This is a genomic window from Streptomyces sp. NPDC096013 (assembly GCF_044763565.1).
GTDB lineage: Bacteria > Actinomycetota > Actinomycetes > Streptomycetales > Streptomycetaceae > Streptomyces.
This window is the reverse complement of sequence record NZ_JBIWGK010000012.1, coordinates 85,206-98,493: the sequence shown is the minus strand read 5'-3', so window position 1 is coordinate 98,493 and position 13,288 is coordinate 85,206. Positions and strand designations below refer to the sequence as shown.

The following is a 13,288-nucleotide window of genomic DNA, read 5'->3' as shown; positions in this document are numbered from 1 at the left end:
CTTCTCCTGCTCTCCCGGGCTTCGGGGCACGGTGCGGCCTTTCACTGCACACACCTGTGCAGCGATGTCGACTGTACACTCATGTGCAGTGAATTTCACCGTACACGGGTGTGCAATAATCCGGTCGTGGTTGCCAAGTCCTCCCGTGCGCGCTCGATGATCGAGACACGCGAACGCATCCTCGACGTAGCCCTCGATCTGCTCGGAGACAACCCCGACGCCGGAATGGGCGAGATCGCCTCCACCGCCGGCGTCGTCCGTCGCACGGTCTACGACCATTTCCCCTCGCGCCTGGACCTGGTTCGGACACTCACGGAACGGGCTGTGGCCGAGATGACGGCCGTGCTCACCGAAGTCAACGCCTCCGACGCGGAGGCGGACGCGGCGTGGGTCGAGTTCATCGCCCGCCTCTGGCCGGTGGCGCACCGCTACCGTGTGCTGTTGGCACTGCGCCGCGGCGAGTACGGCGAGACGATCCACGGCCTGCTAGGGCCAGTCGACGAACTCCTCGCCGACCTCGTGAAACGGGGCCAGGACGACGAGTTGTTCGCCCGTCACCTGTCGGCGGCCCTGCTGAGTCAGCTCGCTTACGGCGTCGTGTTCGCCATCGCGGACAGCGACCTCGCGAACGGAACTCCCGGTGCCCGTGCGGCGACGATCACGAGCCTGCTGATGCTCGGAGTTCCCGAGACGCACGCAATCGCTCTCGCGGACGGCCGGCCCTGACCTGCGCAGTGCGCTCCTCGGTACTTCTCCTGGGAACGCGCTGCGCGACGACAGTCGAGAAAGCCGCGGTAGGTTTGGGTCAAGTCGTCCTGGGCGAGCGCGAGATACGCGTGAGTGGTGGTCAGCGTTTTGTGTCCGAGGATGCGTGCGGCGGTGTGGACGAAGAGGCCATCGGTGACGGCTTCGGTCGCGAACATCCTTCGGAAGTGGTGGGGTGCGTAGCGCGGTGGCTCGACCGCCAGGTCCCCAGGCCGGTGCATGCCACACGGTGCGTCGAAGAGCCGCTTGACGGCGGCCTGGCTCATGACCTGCGGGCTGCCCGTAGGGTCGGCGCTGGAACAAGCGCGGGAGGGGGGCCGGTGACGCGCTGGTGGGAGTCGTAGCGCGCGACGAGCGGGTGCCGTTCGCGTCGCGCAGACGTTTGATGATCGCGGCCACACGATAGCTTCCGTGGACCCGCGACAACATGACGATCCCGTGCCCGAGCGGGACCGCCACCGCGGATGGGCCGTCCCCATGATTGGTCTCGCCGGCCCCAGTCGACGCGCTGGGTCCATGTGCAGGCACCGCCCCCTCCTCCATCGCACACCCCCGTCTACAGACACTCGTGCGTCGCGAGCACCGCCAGCACGATCGCTACGACCACTCGGGTCAGCCACGCCGACTTCTGGACCCCGGCATAGTTCACCGCTGTGAGCGCCACCACCGCCGCCACCCCCACGGCGCGCGCCTGACCGGGCCACACGTACGCGCCGACGGTCAGCGCCATCGCGCGCACGAGGCGGTCTTGCCCACCACGAACGCCCACCCGGCCAGATACCCCCAGAACGCCCCCAGCCGCTCACGCCCGTAGATGTAGGTGCCGCCGGAGGCAGGGTGCCGGGCGGCCAGCCGTGCCGATGAGGTGGCGTTGCAGTACGCCACCACCGCGGCCACCGCCAGCCCCAGTAGCAGTCCCAAGCCGGCCGCCCGGGCGGCCGGCGCGAGCGCGGCGAAGATCTCGGCACCGATCATCGACCCCAGGCCGATCACGACCGCGTCAGGCACCCCCAGCCGTCGCTCCACCTCATTGGGCACCCCGTGCTCCACGTCAGGCCCCCTGGCCGTCCGCATGGCGCGCGGGCGACAATCGACTGCATGATCGAGTCCTCCGGTGGCTCCTCCACCTTCCGTGACCTGTCCGCCTTCGTCGCCTGCCCCCGCGTCAACTCCCTTGCTCTGTCCGTCGATGGCACTCGTCTCGTCGCTGCTGTGCAGTCGCTGTCCGGGGACGGGACGCGCTTCGTCTCCGGGCTGTGGGAGATCGATCCGAATGGTGAGCGCGACGCGCTGCGGCTGACGCGGTCCGACAAGGGTGAGTCGGATCCGGTGTTCGGTCCGGACGGAACGCTGTACTTCCTGTCCGGGCGCGCCGCGGCGGACGGCGAGGAGGACGAAGGGGCCGCGCTGTGGGCGCTGCCGCCGCGTGGAGAGGCCGTCGTCGTTGCCCGTCACCCGGGCGGGATCGCCGCGGTCACCGTCGCTCGGGACTCCGGCGCGCTGTGCCACACCGCCGCGCTGCTGCCGGGTGCCGCCGACGTCGAGGCGCACGGCAGGCTGCGTGCGGCGCGAAAGGACGCGAAGGTCACCGCGATCTTGTACGAGGCCGGCCCGACCCGCGCCTGGGACCATGACCTCGGCCCGGCGGAGCCGCACACCTTCGTGCGTGCCGGCCGCGACGCGGAGCCGGTCGTTGCCGGTGGGCAGGGGATCGGACTGGAGGATCCAGGGGACGTGGTGTTGTCGCCGGACGGCACACGGGTGGCGTACCGGCGGTTCGTGCCCGGGCGGGTCCCGGACGAGCATCGCACCGCCGTGGTGGTGGCCGACGCGGTGAGCGGTGAGGAGGTCCGTCTCATCGGTGATCTGGAGCACCTCTACGAGGAGCCGCGGTTCACCCATGACGGCTCGGCGCTCGTGTGCAGCCGGATGCGCTATCCGACGTACGACGACCCAGGGCAAGTGACTCTCGTCCGAATCGACCTCGCCGACGGTGCGGTGCGGGACCTGCTGCCAGACTTCGACAACTGGCCTGCCAGTGTGGCCTGTTCACCGGTGGACGACACGCTCTTCCTCACGTCCGACGAGCAGGGGCACGCGCCCGTCTACAGGCGCGACCCGGACGGTGGTGTCACACGGCTCACCGCGTCGGGTGCGTACGGCTCGCTGACCGTGGCCCCCGACGGGCGGACGCTCTACGCCCTGCGTCAGGCCGTTGACGCGCCGCCGACGCCCGTCCGGATCGACGCCGGTGTCGCCGATCAGATCCCTGTCGAGCTGCCCGCCCCGGGTGGCGTCGGGGAGCTGCCCGGCACACTCACCGAGGTGCACGTCGAGGCGGACGACGGGTTCGTGCTGCGCGGCTGGCTCGTGCTGCCCGAGGGCGCGTCCGCCCAGCGGCCCGCTCCGCTGCTCGTCGCCGTCCACGGCGGGCCGCAGTCCAGCTGGAACGGCTGGACCTGGCGGTGGAACCCGTGGCCGTTCGCCGCGCGCGGCTACGCGGTGCTGCTGCCGGATCCGGCCCTGTCCACGGGCTATGGGCAGATCAACCACCGGCGCGGTTGGGGACAGTGGGGCGGGCGTCCCTACACGGATGTGATCGCGCTGACCGACGCGGCCGAGGCCCGCGACGACATCGATGCCTCGCGCACAGCGCTCGCCGGCGGCTCGTACGGCGGATACATGGCCAATCGGGTCGCCACCAGCACGGACCGGTTCAAGGCGATCATCAGTCACGCGGGTCTGTGGGACCTGCGGATGTTTCAGGGCGACACCGATGTGCCCTGGTACTTCCAGCGGATCTTCGGCGACCCGCTGACCCGCCCCGAGCGCTACGAAGCCGACTCGCCGCACCTGGACGTGGCCAAGATCCGCACCCCGATGCTGGTCATCCACGGAGCGAAGGACTATCGCGTCCCCGTCGGCCAGGGCGCCGCCCTCTTCCAGGAACTGCAGCGGCACCAAGTCCCCGCGAAGTACCTCTACTTCCCGGAGGAGAACCACTGGATCCTCAAGCCGAACCACACACGCCTGTGGTACGAGACGTTCCTCAACTTCCTCGACCACCACGTCCTCGGCAGCGAATGGCAGCGGCCTGGCCTGCTCTGAGCTGGTGGCCTGCGCTGGTTCGAGCGGGCAGTGAACGTCGTTGGTTCGGGAACCGCTGGCAGGAACTAGGGATGGGTGGGGCGGCTGCAGTCTCATCTGCTGGCGACGACTCAAGCAGGTCGGATCGTGATCACGTGGCGAACTCGTAGGATGACCGCAGTGTTCCCGAGTGATCCAAAGTGTCTCCAAGCGACCGGACCGCGGCGGTCGTTCGGGTGCGCCGGAGGGAAACGACAGACGCAACGACTGCCATGGCGGTGATTCTTTGCCCTCGCGCATAGCCCTCGTCGGTGCCGGCCGAATGGGGACACCTCTGTGTGGACGCTTCGTTTCGGCGGGCCACACGGTGACCGTTTCCGATCTGCGTCCCGAACGCGAAGAGGCGGTGCGCTCGTTGGGCGCGAACTGGGCGCCGTCCGTCACGACCGCCGCGGCCGAGGCGGACGTACTGGTCACCGTGGTTCCTGGACCCGATGAGGCTGCGGCAGCTCTTCCGGATGCCGTGTTCGCCGCCCTGGCCCCCGGGGCGGTGTGGATCGACATGACGAGCAACGCCCCCGCAGCCGCGCGAAAGCTGCGGGAACGAGCAGCGGCCCTCGGCGTCGATGTCCTCGAAGCGCCCATGGGCGGCACTCCTGACGACGCCGAACACGGACGCCTACGGCTGTTCGTGGGCAGTTCCGCTGACGTCCTCGACCGGTGCAGGCCGCTGTTGGAGACGGTGGCCACACCGGACCGGATCCACCACATGGGCGGCCCCGGAACCGGCTACACGACGAAACTCCTCATCAACCTCCTCTGGTTCGGGCAGGCCACGGCAACCGCCGAGGCTCTGCTGCTCGGACGCCGAGCGGGAATCGACCTCGCTGTCCTGCGCGACACGCTGGCCGACAGCGCGGCGGGCAGCGACTTCATCCGCCGGGACCTGTCGGCCCTGTTCGCCGGGGACTACCTTCGCTCCTACGGCCTCGACCGCATTCATGACCAGCTCAAGGTCATCACCGGTGAGGCCCGAGACCTCGGCACCCCGCACGAGATGGCCGATACGGTGTTGCGCATCCACCGGCTGGCCCTGGAGCGCTTCGGACCTGTGGAGGGCGAACTCCTTGCCGTAGCCCTCTTGGAGGAGGCCGCCGGTACCTTGCTGCGCCCCTGACCGGTCCGGTACCGGGTTCGGCCCCGACGACCGCGCAAGCCAGGGCGGCAGCAGTGGTTCGATCCGCGCCCGCAAGTCGTCGTCCACGATCCTCCTGTACGCAGACGCTGATTCACCCGCATCTTCAGCCACCTCACCCGTCCCGCCGGAGAGCCGCGGACGGCCGTCGAACTCCTGCGGACCTCGGTGCAAGGGCTCCACGACCGGGACCGCCTGACGACCGACGTACCGAGGTGAGTCGCTCGGCCAAGTAATCGAGCGTTTCGGAGATACCCCGCTTACAAGGAGCCGCACGCCGAGCAGGACCAGGCGGCACGAGGCTGAGAGCTGTCTGTCTGCCCGTCAGTGAGCGGTCGCCGGTGCGATCGCCCTGCCCGCTGCTCCGTCGTGGAGCTGTTGGGCGCTGCCCACCGCCGTACGCCTTTGCGGGCCGGCAAGCCCCTGGCAGCAGACCCCGCAAGTGAGCGAATGGCACGCACGAAGAGGTGCTTCTCTCCATGCTCCCTAGCTAGTGCCTGACGTGCGCGGTTCGGCGACATCTGCTCGATGTAAATCAGGTGAATCAGATCCTGCTGAGTCGGATCGAGTGTGGCCACGGCAGCCCATGGTCCGCGGGTCATTCCTCGGAAGATGACTTCTCTTTCGGATGGCATCGCACGGTCCAACTCCTCGTGCAGGAAGCCGCAGTCCCGCCGCGCGGTAGCGGTCCTCGCCGGTCTCGTCGGCCAAGTGGTGCGGGAAGAGGGCCAGTCCGGAACGGCCGTGGAACAGTCCGCGCGCGTCGTCGACGCCGAGCGCGGGCACGAGGTCCGCGGTGGCGAGGAGGGCGTCTCCGGCGGCCACGGCCCGCTCCAGGTGCCGCTCGTCGGCGGTCCGCCGGTGCAGGGCGAGCCAGGTCAGGCCGACGCCGGCCCGGCCGCCCGCGAGGGTGGCACAAGACGCGGTGAGAGGGTGGCCGTCGGCGTGCCGGGCGAGGTCGACCGCCTCGTCCAACCGGCCGAGCGTGGCCAGGACATGGGCGATCCCCGCGGTGCCCGCGTCCAGTCCCGGGGGCAGTTCGTCACGACTGGTCAGCGCGTCGTGACGCAACCGCTTCTCGACCGCCTCCGGGACGGGGACTCCGGCCTGGTGCAGGGCGTGGGCCACGCCCGCGGTGCCGTACGCCACGCACACGGTGTTGGCCCGGAACGCCTGCGGCGAGGGCGGGAAGACCCAGTCCGGTCGGTCAGGGTCGGCACTCTCCAGCAGCCCCGCCACCACGGCGTCGGCGAGCCGGGCGAGACAGCCCTGCGGATCGGCCGCCACCTCGGCCGGAGAGAACGATGCCGGGCAAGTCGTGCTATCGGTTGGGTAGTTGGAGATCGCCCGCGCCCACAGGTCGGCCGGGGGCGCGGCCTCCGCCAGATCGTGCCGGAGCAACGGGAGCCCGGCGGGCGCCACTTCGGCCGTCTCGTGGAAGGGCGCGAGAAACGCGAGGGCGAGAGCGGCCGTGCCGTACCGGTCGCTCAGCAGCGGATCGTCACTCGCTTCACGCAGTGCATCGGGTGGCGTGAAGCCCTTGGTGCCCATGGGCGCCGGAGGCCCGTCCAGCGCCGAGACCGCCTCGAAGTCGCAGAGCCTGGCCCTGCCCGACGGCGTGACGACGACGTTGCCGAGACTGATGTCCCCGAACCGGAGGCCCAGGGCGTGCAGTTGGTCAAGGGCCGTGTCCACGTCCCCCAGAAGTCCGCGGCAGACCGTGAAGAAATCCGCGCAGCCGGCGGCCGTACGGCCGTGCCGCATGAGCGGAGACGTACGGCTCAGCCAGCTGCGCAAGGAATCCCCCTCGATGTACGCGGTGACGAGGAAGTCGAGGGCCCGCAGCGGTCTATCTCTGGGGAAAGCGGCGGCGGCGCTGTCAGGCCGAGGTCAGTCGGAAGAGGAAGACTCACGTTCGGGCGACGTGTGGTGCGCCTCGGCGGTCGCGAGTGAGGGGCGCCCTCACTCGGTGCTGCGCAGAGCGAGCCAAGTCGCGCGGTTCACGATGCCGTCGGCGGTCAGTAGCTTGTCGCTCTGAAAACTCTGCACCGCGGACTCGGTGCCGGCACCGAAGTCGCCGTCGACGCCCGTGCTTCCGACGTCGTATCCGCGCTTTACCAGCATGCACTGCACCTGGAGCACACGTTTGCCGCTGTCTCCCATGCGTGTGCGTCCGTTGCCCTGGTAGTACGTGCAGTCCGTGATCCAGGCCGGGCTCGCGGGTTCGGTGGAGGGTGGGTTGGTCGGCGCTGAAGAGCGCGTCGCGGCGGCCGAGGCGGTGGTCTCGGTAGCGGATGGAGTGCCTTGGGCCGCCGTTGCGGCGGGCCTGGGGCCGTCTGTGGGTGTGCCGGCATCGTTGGAGTTCACGGCGGCGCCGTCCACGTTCTTGCCCGGGGCGGCTTTCGCGTCCGATGTGCCGGGCCTCGGTGATAAGGCGGGGGCGCCGGGCACCGTCTGGCCGGTCGCCGTACCGGAGCCGGGAGCGGAAGCGGCGGGCGGGGCATCGTGACGGCTGAACCAGAAGACTCCTGCGGTCACTGCGCAGACGGCGATGCTCGCAGCGATGGCCCAGTGCAGCCTCTCCCGTGCACGGGCACGGCCATTGCCCTCCTGGTGGCGTGCCGGTGGCGCTTCGGAGGAGGCGTCGGCGGACGCCACTTCTGCGGGTTCGAGTACGGCCGGACCAGGTTGGCCGGCTTGCCCAGCTGGAGGGGCCGGCATCGCCATCGGCCTGACGTCCCGGGAGCGTAAGCGGGCCCGCGATGCGGCGGGGAGCCGGTACAACACCTCGTACGCCTGCTGCCGGGCCATCAGTTGGCCTGCCAGCGGCTCGGGCCACACGGTCGTGGCGGTGCGTTCCTTGGCCGTGTCGACCAAGTCCTGCCCTGTGGGCCGCCGTTCGGGCTCCTTGGCCAGGCAGGAGGTCAGCAGCGAGCCCAGCGCGGCGTCCACCGCCGAGATCTCGGCGATCAGCTCGGGGTCCGGCTCCTCGAATGCCACCCGATGCATGACGTCGACTCCGGTACCGTCGCCGAACGGGGCACGCCTCACCGCCGCGTACACGAGCGTCCCGGCGAGCGAGAACACGTCCGAGGCCGTGTCGGATCTTCCGGTCCTCAAGTGCTCCGGCGACATGTAGGCCGGAGTTCCTACCCGGATTCCCGTGCCGGTGATGTTGCTGGCGTCCACGGCTTTCGAGATGCCGAAGTCGATCACGTGCGCGCCTCCGACGGACATCAGCACGTTGGACGGCTTCAGATCCCGGTGCACGATCCGCGCGGCGGCGAGATCGGCCAACGCCTGTCCCAGCTCCGCCACCAGCCGCCAGACGGCGGCCGTGTCCAGGGCGCCGAGCTCACGTACGGCGTACGCCAGATCGAGCCCCGGCAGGTACTCGGTGGCCATCCACAGCAGCTCGTCCTGGAAGCCCGTGCCGCACAGTCGCGGTGTGTGCGACGTGCTGACCCGTTCATGCAGCGACGCTTCACGCTCGAACCGGCGCCGGAAACCGGGGTCGTCCGCGTACTCCGGCCTGATCACCTTCACCGCGGCCAGACCAGGGCTGCCGTCCGCCGGGCACGCGAGATAGACCCGTCCCATGCCGCCGCTGCCGAGCAGGGCGAGCGGCACATAGGGGCCGATGTGGTCAGGGTCGGCGAGGCGTAGGGGCGAGGCACCGGTGCGGCGGAGCGCTGCGGTCTCGTTCATTGCCAAGCCCGTTGGCACCGGCCGCTGTTCTGACACGGAACCCCCGAAGTGATGTGCGCCGTACGTCAGTTCGGCTCCAAAGAATGTCGAGGCTAGCCGAGTGGTGGCGTACGTTCAGCGTTTCCCGCACTTTCGTGTTCGCCGGAAAGCTGCTCGAGGTGCCGGGGTCACATGCCCAAGCGGCGGTGCCCATCGGTTCTGCCGGCTAGGGCTCCCTTGGGAACTGAACGCGACTCTTTGGCTGGCGAGACTCCTTGTGGGCGAGCAGGAGGGGCCGCGGATTTCATGAGTGGTCGCGCCTCTTGGCGTGGGTGCGTCGGCAGTGTGGGCAGGCACGGCGTCCGCAACGCGAGGAGCGCCTCCATGCCGTGGATGATCGTGCCGTGCTGGGGACTTCGAGGTCACAGACAGTGCGGCTTGTCCAAGTCCGTAGCTCCGCACGTGCCAGCACGGTGGCCTGATGCGAACACGGTTGCCGCGGGACCGACGCTGAACGGTGGCGGTCCCCTTCGAGCCACGCGGGTCAAGGACGGCCTCGATCAGTTCGGCAGCCAGACGCCGCTGAACCGCGCGGCCCAGCCCGATAGACCGCCCCGGAGCACTGCGACCTGGAAGCGGCGTGTATCGGCTCCTACCTCGTCGAACGGTCCTGCCCCTCTGCCGGGGACTCCCACACTGGAGGACATGACGACCTCCCCGCCGCTGAGTAACTCGGCCCGCGCCATTGTGGTCGACGCCGACGATCGCGTCCTGTTGCTGCGGTACGACGAAAACGGCGGCTTCTTCCCTGCACCAAGTCAAACAGGGCGATCGTGGCGGTAACGAATCCCTACTCGCACGGGGTTCGGGGCCGTGGTCTGCCAACTGTGCTCGTTTCGGCCACGAACGATTGGCTGTGATCAGCTCGCGTCGCTAGAGCTCGTAGTCCTGGGCCAGTTCCTCCCAGTGAATGCTGCGAAGCGCATGATCAGCGTCCTTGCCCGATGGCACACCCGGGACGGGCTGGAACCAGGCCACGGCGAGAACGGAGCGGTGCAGCACCGGGTCGAGCTCAGGAGCGATCGCTGTCGAGTTGAAGACACCGATGCACGCGACGGAAGGCAGCACCTCAACAGGGCCGAATGTGCCAGCGGCCTGGTCTGGGTACTCGCGGGAGGGCGGAACGAGATAGACCGGCGTGCAGGAAAACGCGCGTTCGGCCTCCCGCTGGAGTCCGCTGACCTTCATGTCGTTGATGCGCTTACACCGGTGCCGCTGGCCGAGCTGCTGCGGGCGGCTGGATGAAGGTGGCGGGTGGAGGAGTTCTTCCCAACCGCCGTTAGGACGCCATCTCATTTGGCCAGGTCAGCTGCCGACCATGGCGAGGATCGTTGAGCGGCTGGTGCCTGATGAGTTGTGGGAGTTGTTCCAGCGGGTGTCGCCGGAAGCGCCGTCGCGGCCCCAGGGCGGTGGTCGGCGCCGGCACGGCGACCGCGAAGTGCTGGCCGCGATCGTCTTCGTGGCAACCTCCGGCTGCACGTGGCAGCAGTTGCCGACCGCGTCGTTCGGCTCGTCCGGCGCGACGGCTCACCGGCGCTTCACCGAGTGGACCAAGGCCAGAGTGTGGGCCAAACTCCACCGCCTGGTCCTCGACGAACTCGGTTCCCGCGGCGAACTGGACTGGTCCAGGTGCGCGATCGACTCGGTCAACATGCGCGCCCTGAAAAGGGGGAGCTGACAGGCCCGAATCCTGTAGACCGGGGCAAGTACGGGTCAAAGATCTACTTGATCACGGAGCGGACCGGGCTGCCCCTGTCCATCGGCATCTCGGGCGCCAACACGCATGACAGCCAGGCATTGATCCCACTCGCGAAAAGCATACCGCCGATCCGCTCGCGCCGGGGACCCCAGCGGCGCAGGCCCCACAAACTCCACGCCGACAAGGGCTACGACTACAACCACCCGCGGCGAGGGTTACCCAGCCGAGGCATACGCCACCGCACGCCCGCAGGGGCATCGAGACCTCACAACGACTTGGCCGCCACCGCTGGACGATCGAACGCACCATGGCCTGGCTCGCCGGATGCCGACGCCTGTACCGCCGCTACGAACGCAAAGCCGACCACTTCCTCGCCTTCACCAGCATCGCCTGCACCCTGATCCGCTACCGCAGACTCACCAAATGAGATGACGTCTTACCAGGAGGGGCGGAAGCCACAGCAGATCGTGCGCCGGGGCGGCACCAGTTCGGTGGGTTACCGGCGCGCGATGATGATGCCGGCCTCGGCCGGCGGGAACCAGGTGCCGGTGTTCGCGAAATTGGTGCAGGCCGACTGGACACGGTCCGCGACGTGGTTCACCGGTTCAACGAGATCGGTCCGGCTTGCTTGGTCCCTCGGTGGGCCGGAGGCCGTCCCCGCCTGCTCAGTCCTGAAGACGAGGACTTCGTCGTCCAGACGGCCGCTGATTACCTGGTGCGCTCGGTTCGCTCGGTGCGCTCTGTGCGGTCGTCGTACTCATCGCGGGCGGTGATGACTTCTTCGATGTGCAGCACGGACCACTCCGTGAGTGCCTTCAGCGGTTCCCGTAGCGTCTGGCCGAGCGCGGTCAGCTCGTACTCCACGTGGGGCGGCACCTCTGGATACACGGTCCGGCTGACCAGCCCGTCGCGTTCGAGGGTGCGCAGCGTCTGGGTGAGCATCTTCTCGCTCACGCCCGCGAGCGCCTGCCGGAGATGACCGAACCGGGAGGTCCCGTTCCGGCCGAGTTCGCCCAGCACGAGGACCGCCCACTTGCTGCCGATCTGGTCGAGCAGGTCCCGCGACGGGCAGCCGCGCTCGTACGGATCGAATGACGGCATGGGCCCGGTCACATTCTCGACAGCAGCCATACGGCTCACCTCCATGCTTTCGCTGCGGTAAGTACCCTACCGAGAAGTGGCTACTCCCCAACAGAGAGTGTCCAGGTCATTCTGTGTTCCATCCCGCGGCGGACGGACCGCGGCAGGCGTGCGAGGCACGCGCGGAAGGAAGGAATGACCATCATGCCGATCGTCGTCACCGGAGCCACCGGCCAGCTGGGCAGGCTCACCGTCGAGGCACTGCTGCGACGCGGGATCCTGGCCGCGGACATCATCGCGACCGGCCGGGACATCGCCGGGATCAAGGATTTGGCCGACCGGGGCATCACGGTACGCCGCGCCGACTTCGCGGACACCGACGGCCTGGCCGAGGCTTTCGCGGGGGCGGACAGGCTGCTGCTGATCTCGGCCTCGGTCCCCGTGGGCGAGCGGGTCGCCAACCACCGCCGCGTGATCGACGCCGCGGCATCCGCAGGCGTGTCGCTGGTGGCGTACACGAGCACCACGCACGCGGACACGGCCACCACCGTCATCGGTGCCACGCACAGCGAGACCGAGGCGTATCTGCGAGACCGCGGAATCCCCAGCGTGCTGCTGCGCAACAGCTGGTACCTGGAGAACTACACCAGCCAACTGCCGCAGATCCTGCAGAACGGCGCGGTCGTCGGCGCGGCGGGCGAGGGGCGGATCAGCGCCGCGTCCCGCGCCGACTACGCCGAGGCCGCAGCGGTCGTCCTCACTGCTGAAGGCCACACCGGCGCCGTGTACGAGCTCGGCGGCGACGAATCCTTCACCCTGACCGAGCTCGCCGCGGCGAGCTCCGCTGCGGCCGGAAAGGAGGTTGCCTACGCTGACCTCCCGGTGGCCGACTTCGCCCAGGTACTGGCCGCCGCGGGCCTACCCGCCGAGCTGGCGGAGGTCCTCGCTGACGCTGACCGCGGTATGAACCGCGGCGAGATGTACACCGACTCTGGCGACTTGCGCCGTCTGATCGGCCGTCCGCCCGTGACCCTGGCCGAGGCACTCGCGACCGCTCTGCATTACAGAGGGTGAACTCGTGAGGTGGCCGGGTTGCTCAGGTGGGCCTGATTGCCAGGTCGGGACCACAGCCGACGGAAGAGGATCGTTCGATGGCGACGTATGACCAGCTGACCGAGTGGGCCGGCTTGGGGCATGTCACACGAGCCGGACGGGACGTTGTGGCTGGCTGGCGGATCCCGGAGTTCATGAAGACACAGCTTGTCGAGGTGGGCATCCCGGTAGCTCCGCGCCTTATCGAACGAGTCGTGATGCAGAGCGAGGCCGATCCCGTCCTGGCCACGTCCCGCGGTCCCCTCTACCGCCTCACGGAGGACACCGACCCCAATACGCCAGCTGAGCGGTCATGGTTCGGCGCCGAGCCAGAGACCGGGGCGGTGTACTTCGTCATGCCGGACGGGGAGGCATGGTTCGCCAACTCGGGTGTCGGCGTGTGGCTCAACGTCCTTCACCGTTACGGCAGTCGCGTCAAAGCCTCCGAGCCTCTCGGCGAACCGGACGGCTCCGCGGGGTACCTCTCCGAAGAGGAGGAAGAGCGGGCTTTCGCCGAGCTGAACCGGCTGGCCGAGGAGCTGAAGGAGATCGACCCGGCAGCCTTCAACGGCTACGAGGGGTTTCTCTGGCCAGGGCTCCTGGACCGCTGGCTCTACTGACCT

The 13,288-nt window shown here is 68.9% G+C and carries 9 protein-coding genes and 3 pseudogenes; 7 read left to right on the top strand and 5 right to left on the bottom strand.

Features of this window, described 5'->3' with window-relative positions; all coding sequences use genetic code 11:
* Positions 1-126 precede the first annotated feature (126 nt).
* On the top strand, positions 127-726 hold the full coding sequence (locus tag ACIRB1_RS33515) for a TetR/AcrR family transcriptional regulator (RefSeq protein ID WP_403468037.1): 600 nt from the start codon (positions 127-129) through the stop codon (positions 724-726).
* 613 nt (positions 727-1,339) lie between these two features.
* Here the strand turns inward: ACIRB1_RS33515 and ACIRB1_RS33510 are convergent.
* Positions 1,340-1,839, bottom strand: a pseudogene (locus ACIRB1_RS33510) (amino acid permease); the annotation flags it as partial.
* Between the two features lie 24 nt (positions 1,840-1,863).
* On the opposite strand from ACIRB1_RS33510, the gene ACIRB1_RS33505 reads away from it, so the two are divergent.
* Together ACIRB1_RS33505 and ACIRB1_RS33500 are read left to right on the top strand one after the other, a co-directional pair.
* The gene (locus ACIRB1_RS33505) at positions 1,864-3,873 is read left to right on the top strand and encodes a S9 family peptidase (RefSeq protein WP_403468036.1); all 2,010 of its coding nucleotides are present in this window, start codon (positions 1,864-1,866) and stop codon (positions 3,871-3,873) included.
* A 169-nt stretch (positions 3,874-4,042) separates the two neighbouring features.
* The gene (locus ACIRB1_RS33500) at positions 4,043-5,029 is read left to right on the top strand and encodes an NAD(P)-dependent oxidoreductase (protein ID WP_403468035.1); all 987 of its coding nucleotides are present in this window, start codon (positions 4,043-4,045) and stop codon (positions 5,027-5,029) included.
* Between the two features lie 504 nt (positions 5,030-5,533).
* Here ACIRB1_RS33500 and ACIRB1_RS33495 read toward each other — a convergent pair.
* The 3 genes from ACIRB1_RS33495 to ACIRB1_RS33485 form a co-directional block, all read right to left on the bottom strand.
* Positions 5,534-6,844, bottom strand: a complete 1,311-nt coding sequence (locus ACIRB1_RS33495; RefSeq protein WP_403468034.1) for a hypothetical protein — start codon at positions 6,842-6,844, stop codon at positions 5,534-5,536.
* A gap of 165 nt (positions 6,845-7,009) precedes the next feature.
* Positions 7,010-8,755: a protein kinase gene (locus tag ACIRB1_RS33490; protein ID WP_403468033.1), complete on the bottom strand. Its 1,746-nt coding sequence runs from the start codon at positions 8,753-8,755 to the stop codon at positions 7,010-7,012.
* A gap of 912 nt (positions 8,756-9,667) precedes the next feature.
* Complete coding sequence (locus ACIRB1_RS33485) at positions 9,668-9,982, bottom strand: hypothetical protein (RefSeq protein WP_403468032.1); 315 nt, start codon at positions 9,980-9,982, stop codon at positions 9,668-9,670.
* Positions 9,983-10,112: 130 nt separating this feature from the next.
* Here ACIRB1_RS33485 and ACIRB1_RS33480 point away from each other — a divergent pair.
* Both ACIRB1_RS33480 and ACIRB1_RS33475 read left to right on the top strand, forming a co-directional pair.
* Positions 10,113-10,920: pseudogene (locus tag ACIRB1_RS33480) on the top strand (IS5 family transposase).
* 1 nt (position 10,921) lies between these two features.
* Positions 10,922-11,196, top strand: a pseudogene (locus ACIRB1_RS33475) (transposase); the annotation flags it as partial.
* Positions 11,197-11,201: 5 nt separating this feature from the next.
* On the opposite strand, the gene ACIRB1_RS33470 reads toward ACIRB1_RS33475, so the two are convergent.
* Positions 11,202-11,624: a winged helix-turn-helix transcriptional regulator gene (locus tag ACIRB1_RS33470; RefSeq protein WP_403468031.1), complete on the bottom strand. Its 423-nt coding sequence runs from the start codon at positions 11,622-11,624 to the stop codon at positions 11,202-11,204.
* Between the two features lie 144 nt (positions 11,625-11,768).
* Here ACIRB1_RS33470 and ACIRB1_RS33465 point away from each other — a divergent pair, with 144 nt between their 5' ends.
* Together ACIRB1_RS33465 and ACIRB1_RS33460 are read left to right on the top strand one after the other, a co-directional pair.
* Complete coding sequence (locus tag ACIRB1_RS33465; RefSeq protein ID WP_403468030.1) at positions 11,769-12,647, top strand: SDR family oxidoreductase; 879 nt, start codon at positions 11,769-11,771, stop codon at positions 12,645-12,647.
* 77 nt (positions 12,648-12,724) lie between these two features.
* Positions 12,725-13,285: an SUKH-4 family immunity protein gene (locus tag ACIRB1_RS33460; RefSeq protein ID WP_403468029.1), complete on the top strand. Its 561-nt coding sequence runs from the start codon at positions 12,725-12,727 to the stop codon at positions 13,283-13,285.
* The last annotated feature ends 3 nt before the right edge of the window (positions 13,286-13,288 follow it).

Bases quoted from the DNA above. Each gene is read 5' to 3' on its own strand.
- ACIRB1_RS33460 (WP_403468029.1), top strand. From the start codon at position 12,725: ATGGCGACGTATGACCAGCTGACCGAGTGGGCCGGCTTGGGGCATGTC.
- ACIRB1_RS33490 (WP_403468033.1), bottom strand. From the start codon at position 8,755: ATGAACGAGACCGCAGCGCTCCGCCGCACCGGTGCCTCGCCCCTACGC.
- ACIRB1_RS33505 (WP_403468036.1), top strand. From the start codon at position 1,864: ATGATCGAGTCCTCCGGTGGCTCCTCCACCTTCCGTGACCTGTCCGCC.
- ACIRB1_RS33485 (WP_403468032.1), bottom strand. From the start codon at position 9,982: ATGAAGGTCAGCGGACTCCAGCGGGAGGCCGAACGCGCGTTTTCCTGC.
- ACIRB1_RS33470 (WP_403468031.1), bottom strand. From the start codon at position 11,624: ATGGCTGCTGTCGAGAATGTGACCGGGCCCATGCCGTCATTCGATCCG.
- ACIRB1_RS33465 (WP_403468030.1), top strand. From the start codon at position 11,769: ATGACCATCATGCCGATCGTCGTCACCGGAGCCACCGGCCAGCTGGGC.